Below are 23,279 nucleotides of genomic sequence, written 5' to 3'. Positions count from 1 at the left end.
GCATATAAAAACACATAATCGTAATGATTCCTATTTACAAATCGTATTCATTACGATATGATATTAATTGACGAATTTAAGGGAGGATTTATTTTGAAAAGACTGTTTACGATTACTGCTATTTTATTTACTGTATTACTAGGTGCATGTGGGAAAGATACGAATGATGCAAAAGAACAAAAAGATCTTATCTATACATCAATATATCCAATTCAATATTTAACAGAACAGATTGTTGGCGACGAAGCGACGGTAAAATCAGTCATTCCACCAGGTGTTGATGCCCACTCTTTTGAACTTTCTTCAAAAGAAATGACCGACATTGCTAAAGGTGACGCCTTTATTTATCTTGGTTCTGGTATGGAAAGTTTTGCAGAAGCTACAGCTGATGCCCTAAAATCCCATGATGTCACATTACTGGAGATTGGAAAACATGAAGAATTGTTTATTGAAGGTGATGGCCATGATCACGGACACGACGGTCATGAAGATGATGAACATGCTCATGAGGAAAACGATCATCATCATGACCACGGAGATTTAGACCCTCATATCTGGCTAGATCCATTACGAATGATTGACATTGGTAAAATCATTACAGCACAATTAAGTGAGCTTCATCCCGATTATAAAAAGCAATATGAAGAAAACTTGAAGAAACTTGAAGAAGAGTTAACAGCTTTAGATCAACAGTTTGTCGATACCTTATCAAAAAAGAAACATAAACATGTATTAGTTAGTCATGCAGCTTTCGGTTATTGGGAAGACAGATATGGCATTGAGCAAATATCGATAAGTGGCCTTTCTTCTAGTAATGAACCATCGCAAAAGGATTTGGCGAAAATCACGAAATTAGCAGAAGAAAAACAAATGAACTATGTTCTATATGATCAAACAGGCACTAATCGTGTGGCAAAAATTGTCCAAGACCAGATTGGTGCAGAAGAACGTGTGCTTCATAATTTAGAAGTCCTGAGGGATGAAGATATTAACAATAAAGATGATTATATTAGCTTAATGCAACATAACCTAAAAATCCTTGATGAAGTGACAAAGTAAACTTTAACATAAAGGGAGTTGAGTAAATGCAGGATTCTGTTATCCGTTTGGAAAACATTGATTTTTCCTATGGTGAACGTCCAATATTGAAAAATGTTAATTTAGAGATTAAACGCGGGATGTTCATGGGCTTAGTCGGTCCTAACGGGGGCGGTAAAACAACCTTAATTAAAATCATTCTCGGTCTTTTAAAACCAGATAACGGATCGATTTACTTATTAAATCAGCCGATGAGTGAATTTAAAGACTGGAATCGCATTGGATTTGTATCGCAAAAGGCGAACTCATTTAATAAAGGTTTTCCAGCAACTGTTTTTGAAGTTGTTGCCATGGGCTTAACAGCAAAAATCGGCTATTTTAAGTTTTTTAAGAAACAACATAAAGAAAAGGTTTTAGAAGCTATTCGATCCGTGGGGATGGAGAAATATATACATCGAAATATTGGTGATTTGTCTGGCGGACAGCAACAGCGCGTGTTTATTGCACGCGCTTTAGTGAGTGACCCAGAACTATTAATTCTTGATGAGCCAACAGTTGGGATTGATTACCAAAATGTTGATCGATTTTATAAACTTCTATACGAACTAAATGCCAAAAACGATCTTACACTACTGCTCGTCACCCATGATACAGGTGTTATGACTGAATATGCGACAAATGTCGCCTGTTTAAATCGGACATTACATTTTCACGGTGATTCAGAGGAATACACCGCACTAACAACAGAACAATTATCAAAAATTTACGGTCATCCTGTCCAGGCGATCATTCACGATCATGATTAAGGAGGTGTCTTATGCTAGCTGATTTATTACAGTTTGATTTTTTACGTCATACGTTTTTAACTGGTTTACTCGTCGGGATTATCGCACCGCTGCTTGGTGCATTTCTCGTTGTACGTCGACTATCACTTTTAGCTGATGCTTTATCACATGTGACATTGGCGGGAATTTCTTTCGGCCTATTACTTGAAAAAATGATGCTACTTCCGTTTTTAAATCCACTATATAGTGGGATGGCTTTTTCTGTTATTGGAGCTATTCTAATCGAAAAGTTAAGACATATCTATAAAGGTTATCAAGAAATTGGGATACCGATTATTTTAAGTGGTGGTGTCGGATTAAGTGTTATTTTTATTGCTTTAGCGAATGGATTTAATAATGATTTATTTAATTATCTATTCGGTTCTGTTTCAGCAGTCAGTCAGCAAGATTTCTGGACCATTGTCGGCATGGCGACGTTGATTATCTTCGTGATACGTATCTTTTATAAAGAACTACTCACTCTATCATTTGATGAAGAACATGCGACAGTTTCAGGTATTCATTCGAAACGCATTCATTTTTTATTTATTGTATTAACCGCTCTTGTCATAGCGGTATCCATTCGTATTGTCGGTGTCCTTCTCGTATCTGCGTTAATGACATTACCTGTTGCTAGTGCCATGCGTATTAGCCATAGCTTTAAACAAACGGTCATTCTATCTATTGTATTTGCTGAAATAGCTGTTATAGTAGGATTAATTAGTGGTTATTACTTAAGTATTCCACCGGGTGGAACGATTGTTGTCGTTGCTATTATTATTTTACTCGTTTCAATTAGTGTTAAACGATTTTCTTACATCTTATCGAAAGAGGGATGAATTAAATGAGTCTTCAGGAATCGCTTGATCTTTTAAAAGAAAATGGTTATAAAATGACTGATCGACGCCAAGAAATCCTTAATTATTTTCATAAAGAAGATGGTTATCGAACTGCGAAGGAACTATATGAATATATGGCATCGATTTATGAAGGAATTAGTTATGATACGGTTTATCGTAATCTCCATCTCTATCATGAACTTGGTATTTTAGAATCAACAGATCTTAATTCGGAAAAGCATTTCCGCATGAATTGTAGTGATCATCATCACCATCATTTTATTTGTAAAGAATGTGGTAATACGAAGAAAATTAATGTTTGTCCAATGGATGATGTTGTAGCACACCTATTAAATAACTATCAAATTGACGATCATAAATTTGAAGTTTATGGTCGTTGTCCGGATTGTCAGTAATATGCAGTTAAAAACGATGATGGCGGTAGGTATTGGGGGAGTTATTGGTACACTGTTACGTTATACGATTTCCTTATTTATTTCGACGAGCAGTGGATTTCCCCTGGCTACATTTCTCATCAATATAAGTGGGTGTTTTATACTTAGTTTTTTATTGACTTATTTCGGAACAAAATGGGATAAACCACCACTATTTATGACCGCAATAAGTGTAGGGGTAATCGGTTCATTTACAACCTTTTCTACATTTGCAGTAGAAGTCGTTCATCTTCTTCAGACAAATTATTTCCTAGCTATCTTGTATTGCTTTTGTAGTCTGATTGGTGGTATCTTGTTGTCATATTCTGGTTATTATGTCGCTCAAGTTGTGAATAATTAGGTGATTATAAATGGAGATTTTCTCTGTAGCAGTAGGTGGATTCTTAGGCAGTGTATGTCGCTATTATATATCGACAAAAATTAAACCGTTCGGTGTTGGTACGTTTATTGTCAATATAACTGGTTCGATTCTCTTAGTTTTGATTGTTAAGCTTTATATGCTAGGGCTTATTTCTGAAGTCGGTTGGCTGACCATTGGAATTGGTTTCTGTGGGGCTTATACAACTTTTTCTACATTTGGTCACGAAACATTACAATTCATACAAGAGAAAAAACATCTGTTAGCAATTATGTATGTATGTAGTACAGCGATGATTTCTTTAATTGCTGTTTTCTTAATTCTAATGTTATAGTAAAAAAAAGCAGAATCTCAATCTTGAGATTCTGCTTTTATATTTTATTAGTTTACACGACGTACATGGCCACTAAATTTCGATTTCCAATAACCGCTTGTCATATTGGCAACTGCTACACCTGTACTGTTTTGTGCACCGATGAAATTACCGCCACCAACATAAATTCCAACGTGACCATCTGTTTTATATGTATCAAAAAATACAAGATCACCTGGTTTAATATTTCCGTAAGATACTTTTGTACCGACACCTCTCATGGATGCTGTGTTAGATGGTAATGATTTACCAGCTTTTCCATATGCCCATGAAACAAATCCAGAACAGTCAAAGCCACCTGGTCCTTTTCCAGCCCATACATAAGGTGTTCCTACAACTGAATATCCTGCTTGAATAGCAGAACCGAAATTAGCTGTTTGTGCAGGATTTGCTGTTGGTGCTGTAGACTTTTTATTCGTTCCACTTTCACTTCCAGTTGTAGTTCCTTCAGATTCAGAAGCATTTTGAATTGCTACAACAGGTGTACGTGCTGATTCGATATCAGTAGAAACTTGTGCTTCGAGTGATGCGAGATCACTATCTTTCATTTTAAGTTTCTTTACTTTTTTCTTTAATTGTTTTTCCTTTTTCTTTAATGTTTCTTTACGTGCTTCATTTTCCTCTTTTTGCTCAAGGATTAATTGTTGCATTCCTTGAAGTTCAACTTCCATTTCTTCTAATTCTGTTAACTTTTTTTCAACTTTTTGCTTATCCTCATCAATTTTGTCAATAAGTTGTTGATCTGATTCTGTAATTTTTGTTACAGCTGTCACACGGCTAATTAAATCATTGAAATCATTTGAACCGAAGATAACATCAAGTAAACCGATGCTTCCACCACTACTTTGATATGACACGGCACGTTCTTTTAAAATCTCGAAACGTTCTTCAATAGCTTCTTCCAATGAAGCAACTTCATCTTCTGTCTTAGTAATGTCTTTTTTTGTCTTTGTCATTTCTTTTTTGTTAGCCGTTAATGCTTTATTCGTTTGTTCAATTTCTTTATTCAACTCTTTTAAATCTATTAAGAGATCTGCAATCTCTTTTTCTGCTTTCGTTAAATTTTTCTTGACTTGTGAGCGTTCATCTTGAATGTTTACTTGCTTATTCTGTAATTGTTGTAAAGTCTCAGCATAGCTTGTTTGTGTAATAAACATACTACTTAAACCAACAACTGATACTGTTGCAACTGTAATAATTGACTTTTTCAAAATTCTTCCCCACTTTCCCATAATAACTGCAAACGATTTAAAAATGTCGAAACGAATTATGTATATGCAGTACATTTTATATATTAAATACTTATGTATATCTCTCATACTTTTCTACTAAACGAAGTATAACACCGAATGATTTCACACGTATTATAGTAATGTTACAATTATATTTCAAAACAATAGTTTTAGTGATAGAGCTTGTTATGCGACTGTTTCATCATGTTAAGTTTTTTATAGTTTTTCATTTCTAAATCTTGTATATGCTATACTGAAGTCAAATTTTAATTAAAATGGAGGAAAAATGATGCGGCGTTTTCAATTTACTGGTGGAAGAGTTATTAAAACAGGAATCGCTGTTTTTTTAACGGCATGGATTTGTGAATTAATTGGCTGGCCGCCTGTCTTTGCGGTCATTACAGCCATTGTTACGATTGAACCTACCGTGTCAGACTCTATTAGAAAAGGGATTATTCGTTTCCCTGCTTCAGCGATTGGTTCTGCTTATACGGTTTTTTTTATTTCGATATTCGGTAATTCACCGATTACATATACATTATCAGCTGTCCTAACAATCTTGACATGCTATAAATTAAATTTGCATGCTGGTTTACTTGTAGCAACATTGACAGCTGTCGCCATGGTTGAGGTTGTCCACAGTCATTTCTTAATTGCCTTTTTTATCCGTCTCGGTACAACAACAATTGGTCTACTCGTTTCAACTGCTGTTAACATGTTAATTCTACCACCTGACTATTCGAAAGATATTATTAAACATATACAACAAATAAGTAAAAAGACTGCGAATCTCTTATATGATGTTTTTCACGATATTCTAGAAAATAGACATGAAGATGATATAGCTGATAGAAAGGCACTTAAGCGTATGCGGAGTAAAATTATACATGCGGAAGCACTTATTCGCTATCAAGAGGACGAAGCAAAGATTCATCCGCTTGTAGGGATTGAGAAAAAGAATGCTGAAAAAGTGAAACAACAGCTGAATAGTTTGCGAATGATTATTTATCACATCGAAAACTTAGTCCATACACCTTTAGAAACAATTTCGTGGACGAAAGCAGACCGCCAAATCATTCTTCAATCGATTCGTATTCTTGAAGAAGCGATGCAACAACCGAAAGCGTACAATAAAGAATTTCTTCGTGAGCAGATGGAACAACTAACAACATTGTTCTGGGAAGATAATAAGGAAATGACATCTAGTGGAAAACATCCCACACATTTCCCACCTGAACTGATCGTCCTCTATGAGTTAATCGCTATTTATCAGCATATAGAAAATTTCTATAATGAAGATTAAAATATGAATAGAACAAGCGGAGAGTGTGAGTTTTCTCCGCTTGTTCTGATATATGGGCATTCAATGCGAGGTTACCTTTGATCAGCCGCGGGCTAAGTTGCATTTAACCTTGAATACGTTGTCTCAACATGAATTTCATCAACGAGACAACACATTGAAGGCTCAATACGTTGTCTCAACCTGAATTTTATCAACGAGACAACACGTTGAAGGCTCAATGCGTTCTCTCAACGTGATTTTTATCAACGAGACAACACATTGGATAGCCTGACTTCTATATGGCAACAGCTCTATTATCCATTAATCGTATTCGCAATTAATTCATAGGAACGTTTCCGCGCTTCATATGAATGAGTAATCGTTAAAATCATGATTTCATCTGCATCGTAGACCTCTTTTAGTTTTAACAATTCCTTCACTACTTGTTCAGGGTTTCCAATGATTTGTTTTTTTCTTGACTTTTTCACCATTTCTTTCTGCTGTTCAGTAAATTGATGTTGTCTCGCTTTTTCAGTTGAAGGAATCGGGCTATCTTGGGATACTTGCCATAGTGCTTGGCTTAAAGCGAGTTCTTCAGCTTCTTGTTCGGTTTCGGCACAGATCGCTGATACAGCTAGAACCACATATGGCCTTTCGTTCGGATATGTTTCTTCCCATGCTTTCTTATATGACTGAACAATCTGCGGGCCATTAGAATCCGACATAAAATGAGCAAAAGAATAAGGTAAGCGCTTCTCCACTGCTAATTGAGCACTCTTGTCACTTGTTCCTAATAACCACATTTTCGGCTGGGTTGGTGGAACAGGACGTGTTGTGACATTAGAAAAATTATGGTCTAGTGGAAATCCATTCGTTAAAAACTGACGCAATTCATCAATGAGTTCTGGATATTGTCTAACTTTTTCAAGATAACGCTCCGATAGAGCTAATGTCGCTTCGGCTGAACCACCTGGTGCCCGACCAATACCGAGATCAATCCGTCCAGGATACAGAGTAGCTAATAGATTGTAACGCTCAGCTATATTAAAGGGACGGTAATGTGGCAATAATACGGCACCTGCACCTATCCTTATTTTATTCGTTTCCGCTCCTAAGCGACTCAATAAGACATCAGGTGCTGGACATGTCAAGCCAGGTAAATCATGATGTTCAGCTATCCAATACCTTTCATAACCTAATCGTTCAGCATACTTTGCTAGTTGAATTGTTTGGTGTAGAGCTTCTTGCTGGCTTGCTCCTTCTGAGAATGGGACTTGATCTAAAATACTTAACTTCATCGAATCTTCCTTTCGTCACGCTTACTATTCATGTTCATTAAATGTTGCATTTATTTCGTCAACGAGTTTTTCAGCAACCCTTCGATAAGCTTGACTTATTTCCGAAAATAATAAAACAACTTGGAGTTGTTCTATATATGTCGACTCTATTCCTTCGATTTCATCAACGACATCGCTCACACTGTCTGACAAATGTAACATATTTTCTTTAACTTGTTTAATATGTTGCTTTAAAAGCAATCCATGTTGGTCATAAAACTTTTCTAAAGGAAATTTATCCTCAACAACTTGTTTATTCAATGGTTCTAAAAGTGACTTAATATCTTTAATCATTAACGTCCCTTTTAAATGATAAATTAAACTAATTAATATAATATGGTTCTTTGTGTATTGTTTATTTTTTATTGGGTAAAATAAACGTCCTTTCGCATAATTATTAATCATTGTTTTCGTTAAAATTTTTTCATCTTCATAACGTTTCGTGTCACTAAATTTCCTTTCAAATAATTGAATCACTTGATCCATATATAAATCTATATCAGGAATATCTTCCAATTCTAATTGTGTTTCTAAACCACTTGACTCAATTAATTCATGTAATTGTTTCATTTCTTTCCCTCATTTATAAAGTCTTTACTTTTAGTATAAGCATAAAAACGACACATGTAAACATTGACTAGTTGTTGTGATGTGTGTATTATAGTATGTAGTTTCAATAACTACATTAAGGGGTGTTGAATATGAACGCTTATATACGTGAACCAATTAATGGATTGACCCATTTATTTGGAGCGATTGTCTCTGTCGTTGGTCTTGTTCTATTAATTATGAAAACAACTGTTATTTCTTCTTCATATGTCGAATTGTTTGCTGTGATTGTGTTTGGTGTTAGTATGATTTTGTTATATAGTGCTTCGGCTACTTATCATATGATTATGGCGAAAGATCATGTCATTAAGCTGTTTAGACGTATTGATCATGCGATGATTTTTGTCTTTATTGCTGGAACATATACACCGGTTAGTTTAATTGGGTTGTCAGGCACAAAAGGATGGATATTATTTACGATTATTCATGGTCTCGCCTTATTTGGTGTGCTATATAAACTTATTTGGTTTAAAGCACCAAGATGGCTCTCAACAGCTATTTACATTATTATGGGTTGGCTCATCATTTTTTATAGTGGGACATTAGCTGAAATAATTGGCAAAGAAGGGATGTTGCTTCTCGTATCAGGTGGTGTTATTTATACGATTGGTGGACTTATTTATTGGTTTAAACCGACCTGGCTTGAATTCCGTTATATGGGGCATCATGAAATTTTTCATATTTTCATTATGATCGGCAGTCTACTTCATTTTCTCTGTATTTACGGATATGTTATTTAACCGACAGTATTAATTGATTAAATGGCAATACAGGGTAAATCCGTCGATCATGCTAGCGATGTAGTAAATGAAAAAAGGAGCAGATAAAAGTCAAAAATGACCTTTACATGCTCCTTTATATATTAGATAACCATTTTCGATTGGATGTAATAATATAATAATTGTTCCGTATTGACTAAAGCTTTTTCATGTGTTCGTTCAAAAGCATGTGATGAATCGATTCCTGGTCCAATTAACCCATGTACTAAATCATGCCCAGACCGAATCGCTGCTGATGCATCGGAACCGTAGTATGGATAAATATCCAATTTATAGCCTACATTATTTTGTTCCGCAATAGAGACAAAATGTTTTCTAAGACCATAATGATAAGGACCACTTGAGTCTTTTACACAAATAGAAACCGTATACTCGTCAGTTGATTGACCATCACCTATTGCTCCCATATCAACAGCGACATATTCAACTGTTTCTGGTGGAATATTGGAGTTACCTCCATAACCAATCTCTTCATTATTAGAAATCAGAAAATGGGTTGTGTATGGTAATGTTATCTTTTCTTCTTTAATCCGCTTAATGAGTTGTAATAAAATCGCAACACTTGCTTTATCATCTAAATGACGTGATTTAATGAAGCCATTCTCAGTGATTTGAACTCTCGGGTCAAATGTAACGAAGTCTCCTACTTCAATGCCAAGCTCACGAACCTCATCGGCATCATTCACTTCAGCGTCTATCCGAACTTCCATGTTTTCTTGATTACGTTTAGCTGTTCCCGCATCTTTATAAACATGGACTGATGTTTGATGCATTAAAATCGTTCCCGTATATACTTTTCCACTTGACGTATGAATCTCACAATATTCACCTTCAATTGAGTTATAGCGAAATCCACCTATTAAATCGAGACGTAATCTTCCATTATTTTTTACTTCTTTAACCATCGCACCAAGTGTGTCAACATGAGCTGTTAACATACGATGTTCATTATTGTTCGTGCCTGGTATTGTTGCAATGAGGCCACCTTTGTTATTACGTTTCGTCTCAACCTCTAATTGTTTTAAATAATCTTCTACAAATTGAATGACTTGATCAGTAAAGCCTGATGGACTAGGAATAGAAACAAGTTTTTGAATCAATTGTTTTGTTTCGTCAGTGTTTGGATATGTACTCATTATTAAACCCCTTTCTAGCTTTCTATATTTATCATACGCGTTAATATCGAGTTGAACAAGGTGCTTTTGTGAGATTTGCATTATTCTTCAAACATTTTCATCGGTGTATATTGGCTGTTTTTAACATTTTGTGACTTTACACTCTTTTGCAATCACATATATCCCATATTTCAATACAACACTTGGCACAGCACCGATGAATTTTGACGTTCTCTGTTTATATTAGGTTTAAAAAGGCTGTTATGCGAATGATTATTAAGTATGTGAAAATGATTAGGCTGGTGCACTTGAGATTCTCATTCTTAATCCAATATTATTATGGGTAGTTAAAGGAATAGGCACAGTTAAAAATGAAAATATGATCAATTAATGAAAAATGTCAAATCAGATTGTGTTAAATATTAACTTGACTTTTATCCACGAAAATTCTTTGAAACACCCAAAATAAGAACAAGCGGAGAAAACACTTTATTTTCTACGCTGTTTTATATGTAGAGCATTTAGACATTTGCTTGTCGCCTTGAATTTCCAACAAAAAAACCGCCTTGACTGGCGGCATTTATTCTGGACATATAAATATATTATGTATGGAGACGGTGGGAGTTGAACCCACGTCCAAGGATATCGTCACTTAAGCTTCTACATGTGTAGTTGATATATTATGTTTCACCAATTCAACGGCCTACCAACAGGCGTTATGAATGGCTAGTCTGATTCGTTTCAACGCTAACCCTCAGACGGCGAGTTAACGTATAGCCCGCTTCATTTGAGACCCTTCATCTACTACACGGGCGATAGTAGGAAGGATCCTTTAGCTAGCTTAAGCTGCTAAAGCGAAATTATTATTTTCTTTGCCAGTTAAATTTAGGCGTTAACGTTTTACGAGTCGTAACCTCGACATGCCACTCAAGCTCGACCTATCCCTGTCGAATCCAAAACGTCCCCCTAAAAATTTCGAACGTGAAAAAGGATAAATCTCTTGACAGTTATATTATATCAATAATTAATGATAAAATCAAGTGCTCGATGCTGTGGAATCAAATAGATATAATACAGTAACCATATATCAGCTATGCTCTTACATTAGTGGTCAATTGACTAATAACATCTAGCTTTTGGAATAAAAGTTAATTATTTATTTTCCTTTATTTGTATTAATCCCAAGTGGTTTATACAGTGGACAATAACCTACTAGTGCTGTAAATATCATAACGATTCCAAGAAGGCCCACCCATTTAATACCACCTTCCAGCATAAATAACAATGATAATAGTACAATACCAACAATGAAACGAATGACGCGATCAACATTACCTACATTTTTTTCCATATATCGTCACCTCGGTGTTTTTTATTTACTTATATTATACCTCACAATACCACCGGGGGCATGGAATTTGCCCGTAATTATTAGACCTAAACACCTCTAATATGATCTTTTACGGCGCGATCAATATCTCGCTTCATTTGTTTACGCTTTAAATCTTCACGTTTGTCATACTGTTTCTTACCTTTTCCAAGACCTAGCAATACTTTAGCAAAACCATTTTTGATGTAGATTTTTAAAGGAACAAGCGCATATCCTTTTTGTTGCATTAATCCCATCAACCGGTCGATTTCTTTTCTGTGTAGCAATAATTTCCTTGTTCTCGTCGGGTCATGATTAAAACGATTGCCTTGTTCATACGGTGCAATATGCATATTGATAAGCTGAACTTCACCGTTCTGATCAATCCGTGCATGGGAATCTTTCATCTGTACTCTACCAGTTCGAATTGATTTAATCTCTGTTCCCTGAAGTACAATCCCAGCTTCAATCGTATCTTCAATAAAATAATCATGCCGCGCTTTTTTATTTTGGGCTATTGTCTTTCCTTTTTGCTTCGACATATCCGTATTCCTCCAACTGTTTCGGTGTGATTCATTTTAACAAAAAATAAGCGGAATTACCAATTTTACAAGGATGCTGCTGCAACATAGAGTGACAAATTCTAGCGAGAGATAAAAATTGTGCTCCTCTTGTCGACTTCGCAAATAAGGACAAGCTTAGATGACATTGAAGCGCTTAATGCGATGTAACTTCACGGGCAACGACGGACTTACTTTACATTGAAGCGCTCAATGCGATGTAACTTCACTAGCAACGACGGACTTACTTTACATTGAAGTGCTCAATGCGCAGTAACTGCACTGGCCAAGACGAAATTACTTGACATTAATCAACGAAATCACTGTTAGAATGCAAAAAAGCGGAGAAAAATGGTGGGTTTCTCCGCTTCTTTCAGTGTAACGGGGCGATTATACAAAAGCCCCTACCTTAATTACCCTTTAATCCGTCATAAATAATATCGATATTATGTTGTAATAGTTTAGCATATGTGTCGACTGGATCGCCTTTTTGCCCAATTTCATCTGAATATATTTTTTTCTTATAAATATCAATTCCAGATTCACTAGACACAGTTTCTAACGGTCTAGGGTCAACGTTTGATTCCAAAAACAAGACAGTTGGTTGCAATTCTTTTAATGTATCAACTAATGTTTTGATTTGCTCTGGTGTTCCTAGCTCCTCAGTATCGATTTCCCATACATATGCTTCTTCCAAACCATAGCGCTCTGTCATATATTGGAACGCGCGCTCACTCGTTACAAGAATGCGATCCTCTTCAGGAATCTCGCCGATTTTTTCTTTATATTGGGCATCCATATCTTTTAACTCGCCTAAATATTTTTCCGCATTTTCTTCATAGATAGATTTATTATCAGGATCAATCTTCACCAAAGCATCCCTTAAATTCTCTGCCATTTTGATGCCGACCTGTGGATCTAAAAAAGAATGTGGATTGACTTCTTCTTCAACACCTGATTCTTTTCCAATATGTTTTGGTTCAACACCTTCATTTAATTCAAATATTTTTTCCGCATCTTGGTTTACAGAGTCAACCATCTTATAGAACCAGCCTTCTCTTCCACCTTCTAAATTCATGCCATTTAAAAATAAAACATCAGCATCTGTTGCTTTCTTAATATCTTCTGGAAGTGGTTCGTATTCATGTGGATCTGTTCCTGTTGGTACAAGGTTGTGCACTTCAACATGGTCTCCACCAATTTGATGGACCATATCCGTGATAATGGTAAATGATGAAACGACTTTTAGTTTTTCTCCTGATTGAGCGCCATCATTTGCGCTAGAATCTCCATCATTGTTACAAGCAGCTAAGAAAATAACTGCTACAACAAGTGAAAATGTGACATAAATCAAACGCTTCATGATTTTCTCTCCCTTGACATATTTTTTAATCAATTCTTCATTAAAATGATGCTCTTTGTTTATTTACTTTTAATGCTCTCCAAACAATTCCTTGTTGTGGAGAAAATAAAAAGGCTAAAATAAAGAATGCTGTTGCGACGAGAACAATAACTGCCCCTGATGTCAAATTGTATTTAAAACTAAAGTACAATCCAAGAACACTGGATAACGTTCCAAATATGGCCGCTAGAAAAATCATCACCGATAAGCGATTCGTTAATAAATACGCTGTTGCTGCAGGTGTAATTAACATAGCGACAACAAGAATTACACCAACTGTTTGCAGTGAAGCAACGGTTACTAAAGTTAGTAGAACCATTAGTCCATAATGAACAAGTTTTGTCGGTAATCCATAGGACTTTGAAATAACTGGGTCAAATGTCGTAATGAGCAATTCTTTATAAAAGAGGAATACCATTAATAAGACAAAAATTCCGATCCCTAATGTTAGCCACATATCTGACGAACGAACTGATAAGACATTTCCAAATAATATGGATGATAAATCAACAGCTGTTTGGGCTTTCATTAATAGTAAAATCCCTAATGCAAAAAAAGCTGAGAAAACAATTCCAATGGATGAATCACTCTTTATACGGCTGTTTTGTGTAACAAATCCAATGCCTAATGATGTGATAATCCCCATCAATACAGCACCATAAAAATAATTGATACCTAACATAAAGGAAATCGCAACACCGGGTAAGATCGCATGAGAAATCGCATCCCCCATTAATGCCATACCACGTAAAATAATAAAACTACCGATCACACCACATAAAATACCAACCATGACAGAAGTAAATAAAGCTTTTTGTAAAAATTCATATTGCATGATGTCATTTATAAACTGAACCATCAGACACTTACCCCCGCTTCCATAAATGGAAAGTTCGTCTGATATGCTTTAGAAATTGTTTCTGCTTGAAACACATCAGATACCGGACCAGATTGAATTAATTTCTTATTAATTAATATTAAATCATCAAAATAATCCTCTACTTTTGATAAATCATGATGGACAACAAATACCGTTTTACCCTCATGACGTAACTGCTTTAAAATACGGATAATCGTTTGCTCACTTGCTACATCAATGCCGACAAACGGTTCATCAAAGAAGAAAATATCGGCTTGTTGTGCTAATGCCCGTGCTAAAAAAACGCGTTGCTGTTGCCCACCAGATAATTCACCGATTTGTTGTTTTGCATATTCTTCCATGCCAACTTGCTGTAAACATGCATATGCCCATTCTTTTTCCTTGCGTCCAGGCCTTTTAAAAAGACCCAACTTAGGATACGTCCCAAGTAACACGGTATGAAAAACATTGATGGGAAAATCCCAATCAATATCGCTTCTTTGTGGAACATAGGCTGTTTTTTTACGCATTTTTTTGACTGGTTTTCCGTGCATTTTAATCCTTCCATGATCACGCGGTATTAATTCTAAAATGGCTTTCATCAAGGTTGATTTACCTGCGCCATTCGGACCAATAATTCCGATTAATTTACCTGGCTCAAATGAAAAAGAAATATCTTTAATCACTTCTTTCCCATAATAAGACACATGTAAATTTTCAACTTCGATTGCCTTATTCATAGTTTCACCTTCCTTGTAACACTTTACGATATTCATTTTATTTTTAAATAATAATCTATGGTTAAACTCTATATTGTTTCCACTGTACAATAAATAGTATATATAACAAAATATTAGATGTCAACAATTGTTTTTCCCTTGCGCAACTTTTATTTAGACGTTGATAATTATTTTAAATACCTAGAATTTAGCTCGTTATTAGTTTATTGAAAACCGCAAAAAAACGCTACAAGAGATGAGCTCTTGTAGCGTAAAATAGGCTTTTGTTATTCTTCTTCACTTCGGACAATTTCAAAATCAACAACTCGTTCTTCTAAATTCACTTTAATGACGCGGACATTGACTTCTTGTCCAATCCGATAAACTTTTCGCGTCATTTCACCTACTAATGAGTAATTCTTTTCGATAAAATGATAATAATCATCTGTCAAATAACTGACGTGGACAAGCCCTTCTACTGTATTTTCGAGTTCAACAAATAATCCAAAGCTTGTTACCGAACTAATAACTCCTTTATAGACTTCACCAATTTTATCTAACATATATTCGGCTTTCTTCAAATCATCCGTTTCACGTTCAGCGTCAACGGCTCTTCTTTCCATAAACGAGGCATGCTTTGTAATATCGGGAAGTAACTGTTCCCATTTATCTATCACTTTCTTATTCATCTGCTTATTGATTAAATACGTTCGAATAAGCCTATGGACAATAAGGTCAGGATAACGACGGATTGGCGATGTAAAATGTGTATAGTATGTTGCCGCTAGTCCAAAGTGACCGATGCTATTTGGATCATATTTTGCTTGTTTCATGGAGCGAAGCATAAGTTTAGAAACAATCATCTCTTCCGGTCTATCTTCAACATTCTCAAGTATTTTCTGTAATTGTTGTGGGTGGATATCATTGGCAACACCTTTCACCCGAATACCCATACCCGATAAGAACTCAAAAAAGCTTTGTAATTTATCTTCATCAGGATTTTCATGGATTCGGTAAACGAATGGAACATTTAACCAATGAAAATGTTCAGCGACTGTTTCATTGGCAGCCAGCATAAATTCCTCAATCAGTCGTTCAGCAACAGAACGTTCGCGAATGACAACATCGGTTGCTTTTCCTTCATCATCAACAACAACTTTCGCTTCTTTAAAATCAAAATCAATCGCGCCACGACCCATACGCTTGCCACGTAGGATTTTGGCTAATTTTTCCATATGTTCAAACATGGGAACAAGCTCTTTATATTTTTCGCGTAATGTCGCATCTTTTTCAACAAGGATTTGATTGACATCATGATAGGTCATCCGTTCTGTTGTTCGAATGACACTCTGAAATATTTCGTGATGAACGACTTTTCCAGTCGAATCAATCTCCATCTCACAACTTAAGGTCAGCCTATCAACCCGAGGATTCAATGAACAAATACCGTTCGATAAGCGATGTGGTATCATCGGAATGACACGGTCTACAAGGTAGACACTCGTTCCTCGTTCCAATGCTTCTTGATCCATTGGAGAATTTTCTTCAATATAATAACTGACATCAGCAATATGAACACCTAATTTATAATTGCCATTAGGTAATTTGGATACAGTGACCGCATCATCTAAATCTTTTGCATCGGCCCCGTCGATTGTAATGATGACTTCATCCCGAAGATCACGTCGCTCTTTCATTTCAGCATCAGCAACAGTCTCTGGTACAGATGTAGCATGTTGTAATACATCTTCTGGGAATTCCATATGGATGCCATGCTTATAAATAATCGATAAAATATCAATGCCAGGATCATTCTCATGCCCGAGTATTTTTAGAATCTCACCTTCTGCACTTCGTTGTCCTTCTGGGAATCTTGTAATTCTAGCAACAACTTTATGACCTTGAATAGCACCATTTATTTTATTTTTTGGGATAAAAATATCATTTGGAACACGCTTATCATCAGCAACGACAAATCCGAATGACTGATTATCTTCGAACGTTCCGACAACTTCTGTCGTCCCACGTTCTAAAATACGTATAACAGAACCTTCCGGACGGTTTCCGAATTCGCCAGTTTTTTCTATACGGACTAGAACAAGGTCATTGTTCATAGCAGAGGTTAAATCAGAATGATGAATATATATATCTTGATCCGCTTCATCATCTGGGATTAAAAAAGCGAATCCTTTCGCATGCATTTGAATACGTCCGCGAACTAAATTCATTCTATCTGGTAAGCCGAAGCGATTTTTTCGCGTTCGGACTAATTCACCAGTTTCCTCAAGCTTGTTCAGTGCAATAACAAGTGCCTTAAAAGCATCGGCTTCATAAACTTCTAATGCATCCTCTAATTCGTGAACAGACAGAGGCTTTGTATCATTTTCACGAAAATATGTTAAAATTTGTTCTTTCATTTGTTCATTCAAGGGCGACACCTTCCCGAATTTTATTTTCAGTTATTTTTATTATGCCCAATCTAATGATTCTAAAAACGTGTATATATCTTCATGCAATAAATCTTTCTCTTTATCTAACGTAATCACATGGCCTGATTCTTCATACCATTGGATTTTTTTTACATCTGATTCTATCTTATCATAAATATAGTTAGCACTCTCGGGATTTATCATTTTATCTTGACGGGCTTGTACAACCATTGCTGGTGTGTAGATGGTATCGATTTCTTTTTTGACTTTTTCAATTAACTGACCTATTTCATTAAACATCGGCCGAGATGATGTTAATAAATGGTGTACTTCTTCAGATATGGTCCGGTCATCTTTTCTTTCAAATTGTTTAAACTGCTTAGAGAAATGAAGAAAGCCAGCTGTTAATTGTTCCTCATTATCAAAGAACATTGGTGAACACATTGGAATCACCGCTTTGATTGGTAATGAATAGGCAAGTTTTAATCCGAGGACTCCTCCTAAAGAAAGCCCTGCTACAGCAATTTCTTTAAACCCTAGACTTTTTAAATGTTCATAACCAGCTAATGCATCTTCCCACCAATCATGAGGACTTGTTTCAATTAATTGTTCTGGTGCAACACCATGTCCGCGATAAATTGGGGCATGTGATGTATAACCACGCTTTTCAAGAAATCGACCAAGCATACGGACATCAGCTGAGTGTCCTGTAAATCCATGTAATAATAAAACGGCGCGCGGTCCGCTCTCAAATGTAAATGGTTGTGGTTGTTTTAACTTCATGTCGAATCTACCTTCCTTCAAAAATCAGAAAATAAAAAAACCCTACCATTAACATGATAAGGTTACATCCATTATACAAAATATGCACTGACAAAAGCTAATACAAAAAATATGACAGCCGTTACAATCGTTCCACGATGTAAAAACAAATCAATTCCTCGCGCTTTTTGCTTACCGAATAGTTGCTCTGCTCCCCCTGAAATAGCTCCAGATAATCCAGCACTCGTTCCACTTTGTAGAAGAATAAAGATAATCATAATGATTCCATCAATGACAAGTAAAACATTTACTGCCGTTTCCATTATTGACAGCACCTCCTATATGTAAAACCTTACCATACTCGTCTCACTATTATAATTAATACTTTAGCATAGAGTTCACATCATAACAAGCGATTTTCTCTTTCTTATACCGAAAAAATGGAAGTTCTAATTTTTTTCTTCTATACTCTAGGTAACCACTTGTAAGGGGAGGGACTGAAATGAGAGAATCACTTTGGATTGAAGCAGAAGACGAGACAGCTATTCATGTTATGAAATGGACGAAAGAAACAACGCCACGAGCAATTGTTCAATTATCACATGGTATGGTCGAACATATAGAACGCTATGATGAGTTAGCACGTTTCTTCGTCAAACACGATCTATATGTATATGGGAATGATCATCGTGGACATGGTCAAACTGGTGAGCATCAAGGAAAACTTGGATTTTTTGCTGAACGACATGGGTTTGACAAAGTAACACATGATCTTTATATGGTCACACAACAAATTAAACTTGATTATCCAGAAACACCTATTATTTTACTTGGTCACAGTATGGGTTCATTTCTGGCTCGGAAATATATTCAATTATATAGTCAAGAGATTGTCGCTGTTGTTTTATCAGGAACAACCTATGCATCACCAGTTGAAATTTTTTTTGGAAAACAAGCAGCGAATGTCACTGACCCCTTTCAGAAAGCTCCGTATTTAAACCAACTAATCTTTGGTTTAAACAACCGAAAAGTAATTGAACCACTTACAGACTTTGATTGGTTAACAGGCGATAGAGAAAGTGTCCAAACTTATATTGCCGACCCTTTATGTGGCTTTGTACCGACTGGACAATTCTTTCGCGATTTATTTAGTGGCTTAGCAGATATTCATAATCAAGCGAAAAACAGCCATATTCCTTGTGACTTACCGATGTTATTCATTAGCGGTGAACAAGACCCTGTTGGTAAATACGGGAAAAATATATGGAAAGCCGCGAATGTATATAAAGAACTCGGTATGTCAAATATAATGGTTGCCCTATTTCATGAAGGAAGACATGAATTATTTCATGAAATAAATAAACAGGACGTGTTTCAGTTTGTGTATAAATGGATCGATGATATTTTAACTAACTTGAATGAGTCTTGTGGTTAGAAAGATTGCTACATATAATGTTAAAATAGATGAAAATAAGTTTAGAGGATGAGACACATGAAAAAAATCACTGGTATTGCTGCATCAAGTGGTATTGCAATGGCAAAAGTATATCATTTGATTGAACCAGATTTATCATATGATAAGAAACAAACGGATAATCCTAATCATGAAGTCAACCGGTTGGATGATGCGTTACAGATTACGAAACAAGAATTACAAGATATTCGCATTCATACAGAAAACACACTTGGAACAGAACATGCTGAGATTTTTTCAGCACATCTCCTCGTTTTAGAAGACCCTGAGTTTATTAATCAGATAAAAGATAAAATAACTCAAGACGATTTAACAGCGGAAGCCGCTCTAGATGAAGTGAGTCAATTTTTTATTAATCTATTCGAAAATATGGATAATGAATATATGCGTGAACGGGCAGCTGATATTAAAGATGTAGCCAAACGAATCATGGCTCATCTGTTAGGGATTAATTTACCAAGTCCAGCATTAATTAACGAAGAAGTGGTTGTTGTTGCACATGATTTAACCCCTTCTGATACGGCACAACTTAACCGTAAATATGTAAAAGGATTCGCAACAAATATTGGTGGAAGAACATCTCATTCAGCCATTATGGCACGCTCCCTAGAAATACCTGCCGTTGTTGGAACAAAAGAGATAACATCGATGACAAAGCCAGGTGATTTTTTAATCGTCGATGGTAATGATGGTCATCTGATTATCGAGCCGACAACTGACGTGAAAGACACATATAAAGAAAAACAAGTCGCGTTTAATAAACAAAAAGAAATTTGGGCGACATTGAAAGATGAACCTTCGATTACAGAAGATGGTATCCAAGTAGAATTAGCCGCTAATATTGGTACACCGGATGACGTTCAAGCCGTCCTTGAACATGGTGGTGAAGGAATCGGGCTATATCGCACTGAGTTTTTATTTATGGGTAAATCTGACATGCCGTCCGAAGATGAGCAATACGAAGCATATAAGACCGTTTTAGAAGCGATGGACGGTAAACCAGTTATTGTAAGAACATTAGATATCGGTGGAGATAAAGAAATCGATTATTTACAATTACCTAAAGAAATGAACCCATTTCTAGGTTTCCGGGCGATTCGCTTCTGTTTAGCGAATGAAACCGTCTTTCGTACACAGTTGCGTGCCTTACTGCGAGCGAGTGTACATGGCAATTTAAAAATCATGTTCCCAATGGTTGCTACTTTAGAAGAGTTTCGCCAAGCTAAGCAAATCTTTTTAGAAGAAAAGGCAACATTAAAAGATGGAGGCGTTGCAGTTTCCTCTTCCATTGAAGTTGGTATTATGGTGGAGATTCCATCGACTGCTGTTATCGCAAAACAGTTTGCCAAAGAAGTCGACTTCTTCAGTATTGGAACAAATGATTTGATTCAATATACAATGGCAGCAGATCGCATGAATGAACAAGTCGCATATTTATATCAACCGTATCATCCAGCCATCTTAAATCTTGTTCATCAAGTAATTGAAGCAGCTCATAGTGAAGATAAATGGGTCGGTATGTGTGGTGAAATGGCAGGAGATCCTATCGCCATCCCTATTTTACTCGGGCTTGGCTTAGACGAATTTAGTATGAGTGCGACATCCATTTTGCCAGCGCGATCACAAATTCGCAGGTTGTCCAAAGCAGATATGGAAAAAGTTGCACTTGAAGCATTAGCGATGGGTACAGCTGAGGAAGTTGTCTCATTAATTGAATCGAAATTAAAATAGTTTTGTTGTGGTAGGGAATGTCAGAGGGGCATTCCCTTTTTTATATGCAATCAAGGCATAGCATTGGAATCTCAACAAATGCCCACCCAAAAATATCGGTGTAAGAACGTCAATGTGACCTCTCATAACAAAAACATACAACGAGACAATGCATTGGGCCTTCAATGCGGCCTCTCAACACGAAAACATACAACGAGACAATGCGTTGAACCTTCAATGCGGCCTCTCACAACGAAAATATACAACGAGACAATGCATTGGGCCTTCAATGCGGCCTCTCAACACGAAAATATACAACGAGACAATGCGTTGGAACTTCAATGCGGCCTCTCAACACGAAAATATACTACGAGACAATGCGTTGAGCCGTCCACATCTCTAAGAAAATAAAGTAGCACAGACCCTAGCTATGGGACTGTGCTACTTATAGGAGTTTATCTCATGTCTTATTTTTCTAAATGATAAAACGCATTTTTCCCTGCATAGACACCAAGGCCCTGTAATTCATCTTCAATACGTAATAACTGATTGTATTTAGCTACACGGTCTGTGCGTGATGGTGCTCCGGTCTTGATTTGGCCCGCATTTGTTGCAACAGCAATATCAGCAATCGTAGCATCTTCTGTTTCACCTGAACGGTGTGAAATAACTGATGTGTAGCCTGCACGTTTAGCCATTTCGATGGCATCGAAAGTTTCTGTTAATGTACCGATTTGGTTCACTTTAATCAAGATGGAGTTACCGACGCCTTGTTCAATACCTTGGGCTAGTTTTTTCGTGTTCGTTACGAACAAATCGTCACCAACAAGTTGAACGCGTTTACCGATCCGTTCTGTTAATAATTTATGACCTTCCCAATCGTCTTCATCAAGACCATCTTCAATTGAGATGATTGGATATTTGTTGACCATTTCTTCATACCAGTCAACCATTTCTGCTGATGTACGAACAACCCCTTCTCCCTTTAGGTTGTATTTGCCATCAGCATACATTTCGGAAGCAGCCACGTCCATCGCCAACTTCACTTCTTCACCTGGCTTATAACCTGCTACCTCAATGGCTTCAACAATGGTTTGCAACGCTTCCTCATTTGATTTTAAGTCCGGTGCGAAACCACCTTCATCACCGACTGCTGTATTATATCCTTTATCTTGAAGAACTTTTTTCAAAGCATGGAATATTTCCGTACCTGTACGTAGTGCTTCTTTAAATGTTGGAGCAGCTACAGGCATAATCATAAATTCCTGAATATCGACATTATTGTCGGCATGCTCCCCCCCATTTAAAATATTCATCATCGGAGTTGGCAATGTTTTCGCATTGAAACCACCTAAATAATTGTAAAGAGGTATTTCTAGAAAGCTTGCAGCAGCATGGGCAGCAGCCATAGAAACACCAAGAATCGCATTCGCTCCAAGCTTTCCTTTGTTTTCTGTTCCATCTAAATCAATCATTAATTGATCAATTATATTTTGGCGAGTAACATCAATTCCGATTAATTCAGGGGCAATCACATCATTTACATTCTTAACAGCTTGAAGAACACCTTTACCTAGGTAACGGTTTTTATCACCATCTCGTAACTCAACTGCTTCATATTCTCCAGTGGATGCACCACTTGGTACGAGTGCTGAACCGAATGCTCCTGATTCAGTATAAATTTCAACTTCAACTGTAGGATTTCCTCGTGAATCGAGTACTTCACGGGCATAAACATCTATAATGTATGGCAT

At 36.3% G+C, this 23,279-nt stretch carries 23 protein-coding genes and 1 other RNA gene; 10 read left to right on the top strand and 14 right to left on the bottom strand.

Translation table 11 applies throughout. From position 1 onward, the window contains the following. Positions 1 to 93 precede the first annotated feature (93 nt). From VIG73_RS12830 to VIG73_RS12805, 6 genes are read left to right on the top strand one after another with little or no spacing between them, the layout of a single operon-like run. Positions 94 to 1,059 (top strand): metal ABC transporter solute-binding protein, Zn/Mn family, encoded by a 966-nt coding sequence (locus VIG73_RS12830; RefSeq protein ID WP_331642614.1) that lies wholly within the window; start codon positions 94 to 96, stop codon positions 1,057 to 1,059. Between the two features lie 26 nt (positions 1,060 to 1,085). Next, positions 1,086 to 1,844 carry a metal ABC transporter ATP-binding protein gene (locus VIG73_RS12825; protein ID WP_331642612.1) on the top strand — a complete coding sequence of 253 codons (759 nt, stop codon included), beginning with the start codon at positions 1,086 to 1,088 and terminating at the stop codon, positions 1,842 to 1,844. 11 nt (positions 1,845 to 1,855) lie between these two features. After that, complete coding sequence (locus VIG73_RS12820; protein WP_331642610.1) at positions 1,856 to 2,701, top strand: metal ABC transporter permease; 846 nt, start codon at positions 1,856 to 1,858, stop codon at positions 2,699 to 2,701. A gap of 5 nt (positions 2,702 to 2,706) precedes the next feature. Then, positions 2,707 to 3,117 (top strand): Fur family transcriptional regulator, encoded by a 411-nt coding sequence (locus VIG73_RS12815; protein ID WP_331642608.1) that lies wholly within the window; start codon positions 2,707 to 2,709, stop codon positions 3,115 to 3,117. A 1-nt stretch (position 3,118) separates the two neighbouring features. Then, positions 3,119 to 3,496 (top strand): fluoride efflux transporter CrcB, encoded by a 378-nt coding sequence (gene crcB / locus VIG73_RS12810; protein ID WP_331642606.1) that lies wholly within the window; start codon positions 3,119 to 3,121, stop codon positions 3,494 to 3,496. A gap of 10 nt (positions 3,497 to 3,506) precedes the next feature. Continuing rightward, a complete protein-coding gene (locus tag VIG73_RS12805; protein ID WP_331642604.1) occupies positions 3,507 to 3,848 on the top strand; it encodes a CrcB family protein in 342 nt (113 codons plus the stop codon). A gap of 47 nt (positions 3,849 to 3,895) precedes the next feature. On the opposite strand, the gene VIG73_RS12800 is transcribed toward VIG73_RS12805, so the two are convergent. After that, on the bottom strand, positions 3,896 to 5,098 hold the full coding sequence (locus VIG73_RS12800; protein WP_331642602.1) for an NlpC/P60 family protein: 1,203 nt from the start codon (positions 5,096 to 5,098) through the stop codon (positions 3,896 to 3,898). Between the two features lie 310 nt (positions 5,099 to 5,408). On the opposite strand from VIG73_RS12800, the gene VIG73_RS12795 reads away from it, so the two are divergent. Next, positions 5,409 to 6,422 carry an FUSC family protein gene (locus tag VIG73_RS12795; RefSeq protein WP_331642600.1) on the top strand — a complete coding sequence of 338 codons (1,014 nt, stop codon included), beginning with the start codon at positions 5,409 to 5,411 and terminating at the stop codon, positions 6,420 to 6,422. Positions 6,423 to 6,715: 293 nt separating this feature from the next. Here the strand turns inward: VIG73_RS12795 and VIG73_RS12790 are convergent, their stop codons facing one another. Beyond that, complete coding sequence (locus VIG73_RS12790) at positions 6,716 to 7,699, bottom strand: LLM class flavin-dependent oxidoreductase (RefSeq protein ID WP_331642598.1); 984 nt, start codon at positions 7,697 to 7,699, stop codon at positions 6,716 to 6,718. Positions 7,700 to 7,723: 24 nt separating this feature from the next. Continuing rightward, on the bottom strand, positions 7,724 to 8,308 hold the full coding sequence (locus tag VIG73_RS12785) for a DUF1836 domain-containing protein (protein ID WP_331642596.1): 585 nt from the start codon (positions 8,306 to 8,308) through the stop codon (positions 7,724 to 7,726). A gap of 131 nt (positions 8,309 to 8,439) precedes the next feature. On the opposite strand from VIG73_RS12785, the gene trhA reads away from it, so the two are divergent. Further along, positions 8,440 to 9,087: a PAQR family membrane homeostasis protein TrhA gene (gene trhA / locus VIG73_RS12780; protein WP_331642594.1), complete on the top strand. Its 648-nt coding sequence runs from the start codon at positions 8,440 to 8,442 to the stop codon at positions 9,085 to 9,087. Between the two features lie 122 nt (positions 9,088 to 9,209). Here the strand turns inward: trhA and VIG73_RS12775 are convergent, their stop codons facing one another. The 10 genes from VIG73_RS12775 to secG form a co-directional block, all read right to left on the bottom strand. Continuing rightward, a complete protein-coding gene (locus tag VIG73_RS12775; protein WP_331642592.1) occupies positions 9,210 to 10,262 on the bottom strand; it encodes a M42 family metallopeptidase in 1,053 nt (350 codons plus the stop codon). A gap of 585 nt (positions 10,263 to 10,847) precedes the next feature. Then, positions 10,848 to 11,207, bottom strand: a transfer-messenger RNA (tmRNA) gene (gene ssrA / locus VIG73_RS12770). 190 nt (positions 11,208 to 11,397) lie between these two features. Continuing rightward, on the bottom strand, positions 11,398 to 11,592 hold the full coding sequence (locus tag VIG73_RS12765) for a DUF2892 domain-containing protein (RefSeq protein WP_331642590.1): 195 nt from the start codon (positions 11,590 to 11,592) through the stop codon (positions 11,398 to 11,400). Positions 11,593 to 11,678: 86 nt separating this feature from the next. Further along, positions 11,679 to 12,152, bottom strand: coding sequence for an SsrA-binding protein SmpB (smpB, locus tag VIG73_RS12760; protein ID WP_331642588.1), 474 nt, complete (start codon positions 12,150 to 12,152; stop codon positions 11,679 to 11,681). Positions 12,153 to 12,579: 427 nt separating this feature from the next. Continuing rightward, positions 12,580 to 13,533 (bottom strand): metal ABC transporter solute-binding protein, Zn/Mn family, encoded by a 954-nt coding sequence (locus tag VIG73_RS12755; RefSeq protein WP_331642586.1) that lies wholly within the window; start codon positions 13,531 to 13,533, stop codon positions 12,580 to 12,582. 40 nt (positions 13,534 to 13,573) lie between these two features. Beyond that, positions 13,574 to 14,431 (bottom strand): metal ABC transporter permease, encoded by an 858-nt coding sequence (locus VIG73_RS12750; RefSeq protein WP_331642584.1) that lies wholly within the window; start codon positions 14,429 to 14,431, stop codon positions 13,574 to 13,576. Continuing rightward, positions 14,431 to 15,171 (bottom strand): metal ABC transporter ATP-binding protein, encoded by a 741-nt coding sequence (locus tag VIG73_RS12745; protein WP_331642582.1) that lies wholly within the window; start codon positions 15,169 to 15,171, stop codon positions 14,431 to 14,433. Before VIG73_RS12745 ends, VIG73_RS12750 begins: the two co-directional genes overlap by 1 nt. 266 nt (positions 15,172 to 15,437) lie before the next feature. Beyond that, positions 15,438 to 17,567, bottom strand: a complete 2,130-nt coding sequence (gene rnr, locus VIG73_RS12740) for a ribonuclease R (protein ID WP_331642806.1) — start codon at positions 17,565 to 17,567, stop codon at positions 15,438 to 15,440. 51 nt (positions 17,568 to 17,618) lie between these two features. Continuing rightward, entirely contained in the window at positions 17,619 to 18,362 is a 744-nt protein-coding gene (locus tag VIG73_RS12735; protein WP_331642580.1) for an alpha/beta hydrolase, read from the bottom strand. A gap of 71 nt (positions 18,363 to 18,433) precedes the next feature. Continuing rightward, on the bottom strand, positions 18,434 to 18,664 hold the full coding sequence (gene secG / locus VIG73_RS12730; protein ID WP_331642578.1) for a preprotein translocase subunit SecG: 231 nt from the start codon (positions 18,662 to 18,664) through the stop codon (positions 18,434 to 18,436). A gap of 179 nt (positions 18,665 to 18,843) precedes the next feature. Between secG and VIG73_RS12725 the strand changes: the two genes are divergently transcribed. Next, positions 18,844 to 19,776 carry a lysophospholipase gene (locus VIG73_RS12725; RefSeq protein ID WP_331642576.1) on the top strand — a complete coding sequence of 311 codons (933 nt, stop codon included), beginning with the start codon at positions 18,844 to 18,846 and terminating at the stop codon, positions 19,774 to 19,776. 57 nt (positions 19,777 to 19,833) lie between these two features. Then, the gene (gene ptsP / locus VIG73_RS12720) at positions 19,834 to 21,546 is read left to right on the top strand and encodes a phosphoenolpyruvate--protein phosphotransferase (protein ID WP_331642574.1); all 1,713 of its coding nucleotides are present in this window, start codon (positions 19,834 to 19,836) and stop codon (positions 21,544 to 21,546) included. Between the two features lie 446 nt (positions 21,547 to 21,992). Here ptsP and eno read toward each other — a convergent pair whose 3' ends face one another. After that, positions 21,993 to 23,279 (bottom strand): phosphopyruvate hydratase, encoded by a 1,287-nt coding sequence (gene eno, locus VIG73_RS12715; protein WP_331642572.1) that lies wholly within the window; start codon positions 23,277 to 23,279, stop codon positions 21,993 to 21,995.

Source organism: Cerasibacillus sp. (genome assembly GCF_036516575.1).
In the GTDB taxonomy this organism is placed as follows: domain Bacteria; phylum Bacillota; class Bacilli; order Bacillales; family Amphibacillaceae; genus Cerasibacillus.
This window is presented reverse-complemented; position numbering and strand designations above follow the sequence as displayed.

What these genes read in the sequence shown, in the direction of transcription:
- VIG73_RS12820 (WP_331642610.1), top strand. Translation starts at nt 1,856, where the DNA reads ATGCTAGCTGATTTATTACAGTTTGATTTTTTACGTCATACGTTTTTA.
- smpB (WP_331642588.1), bottom strand. Translation starts at nt 12,152, where the DNA reads ATGTCGAAGCAAAAAGGAAAGACAATAGCCCAAAATAAAAAAGCGCGG.
- crcB (WP_331642606.1), top strand. Translation starts at nt 3,119, where the DNA reads ATGCAGTTAAAAACGATGATGGCGGTAGGTATTGGGGGAGTTATTGGT.
- VIG73_RS12815 (WP_331642608.1), top strand. Translation starts at nt 2,707, where the DNA reads ATGAGTCTTCAGGAATCGCTTGATCTTTTAAAAGAAAATGGTTATAAA.
- VIG73_RS12795 (WP_331642600.1), top strand. Translation starts at nt 5,409, where the DNA reads ATGCGGCGTTTTCAATTTACTGGTGGAAGAGTTATTAAAACAGGAATC.
- trhA (WP_331642594.1), top strand. Translation starts at nt 8,440, where the DNA reads ATGAACGCTTATATACGTGAACCAATTAATGGATTGACCCATTTATTT.
- VIG73_RS12765 (WP_331642590.1), bottom strand. Translation starts at nt 11,592, where the DNA reads ATGGAAAAAAATGTAGGTAATGTTGATCGCGTCATTCGTTTCATTGTT.
- secG (WP_331642578.1), bottom strand. Translation starts at nt 18,664, where the DNA reads ATGGAAACGGCAGTAAATGTTTTACTTGTCATTGATGGAATCATTATG.
- VIG73_RS12735 (WP_331642580.1), bottom strand. Translation starts at nt 18,362, where the DNA reads ATGAAGTTAAAACAACCACAACCATTTACATTTGAGAGCGGACCGCGC.
- VIG73_RS12785 (WP_331642596.1), bottom strand. Translation starts at nt 8,308, where the DNA reads ATGAAACAATTACATGAATTAATTGAGTCAAGTGGTTTAGAAACACAA.
- VIG73_RS12750 (WP_331642584.1), bottom strand. Translation starts at nt 14,431, where the DNA reads ATGGTTCAGTTTATAAATGACATCATGCAATATGAATTTTTACAAAAA.
- ptsP (WP_331642574.1), top strand. Translation starts at nt 19,834, where the DNA reads ATGAAAAAAATCACTGGTATTGCTGCATCAAGTGGTATTGCAATGGCA.
- VIG73_RS12775 (WP_331642592.1), bottom strand. Translation starts at nt 10,262, where the DNA reads ATGAGTACATATCCAAACACTGACGAAACAAAACAATTGATTCAAAAA.
- VIG73_RS12725 (WP_331642576.1), top strand. Translation starts at nt 18,844, where the DNA reads ATGAGAGAATCACTTTGGATTGAAGCAGAAGACGAGACAGCTATTCAT.
- VIG73_RS12745 (WP_331642582.1), bottom strand. Translation starts at nt 15,171, where the DNA reads ATGAATAAGGCAATCGAAGTTGAAAATTTACATGTGTCTTATTATGGG.
- VIG73_RS12755 (WP_331642586.1), bottom strand. Translation starts at nt 13,533, where the DNA reads ATGAAGCGTTTGATTTATGTCACATTTTCACTTGTTGTAGCAGTTATT.
- VIG73_RS12805 (WP_331642604.1), top strand. Translation starts at nt 3,507, where the DNA reads ATGGAGATTTTCTCTGTAGCAGTAGGTGGATTCTTAGGCAGTGTATGT.
- eno (WP_331642572.1), bottom strand. Translation starts at nt 23,279, where the DNA reads ATGCCATACATTATAGATGTTTATGCCCGTGAAGTACTCGATTCACGA.
- VIG73_RS12825 (WP_331642612.1), top strand. Translation starts at nt 1,086, where the DNA reads ATGCAGGATTCTGTTATCCGTTTGGAAAACATTGATTTTTCCTATGGT.
- rnr (WP_331642806.1), bottom strand. Translation starts at nt 17,567, where the DNA reads ATGAAAGAACAAATTTTAACATATTTTCGTGAAAATGATACAAAGCCT.
- VIG73_RS12790 (WP_331642598.1), bottom strand. Translation starts at nt 7,699, where the DNA reads ATGAAGTTAAGTATTTTAGATCAAGTCCCATTCTCAGAAGGAGCAAGC.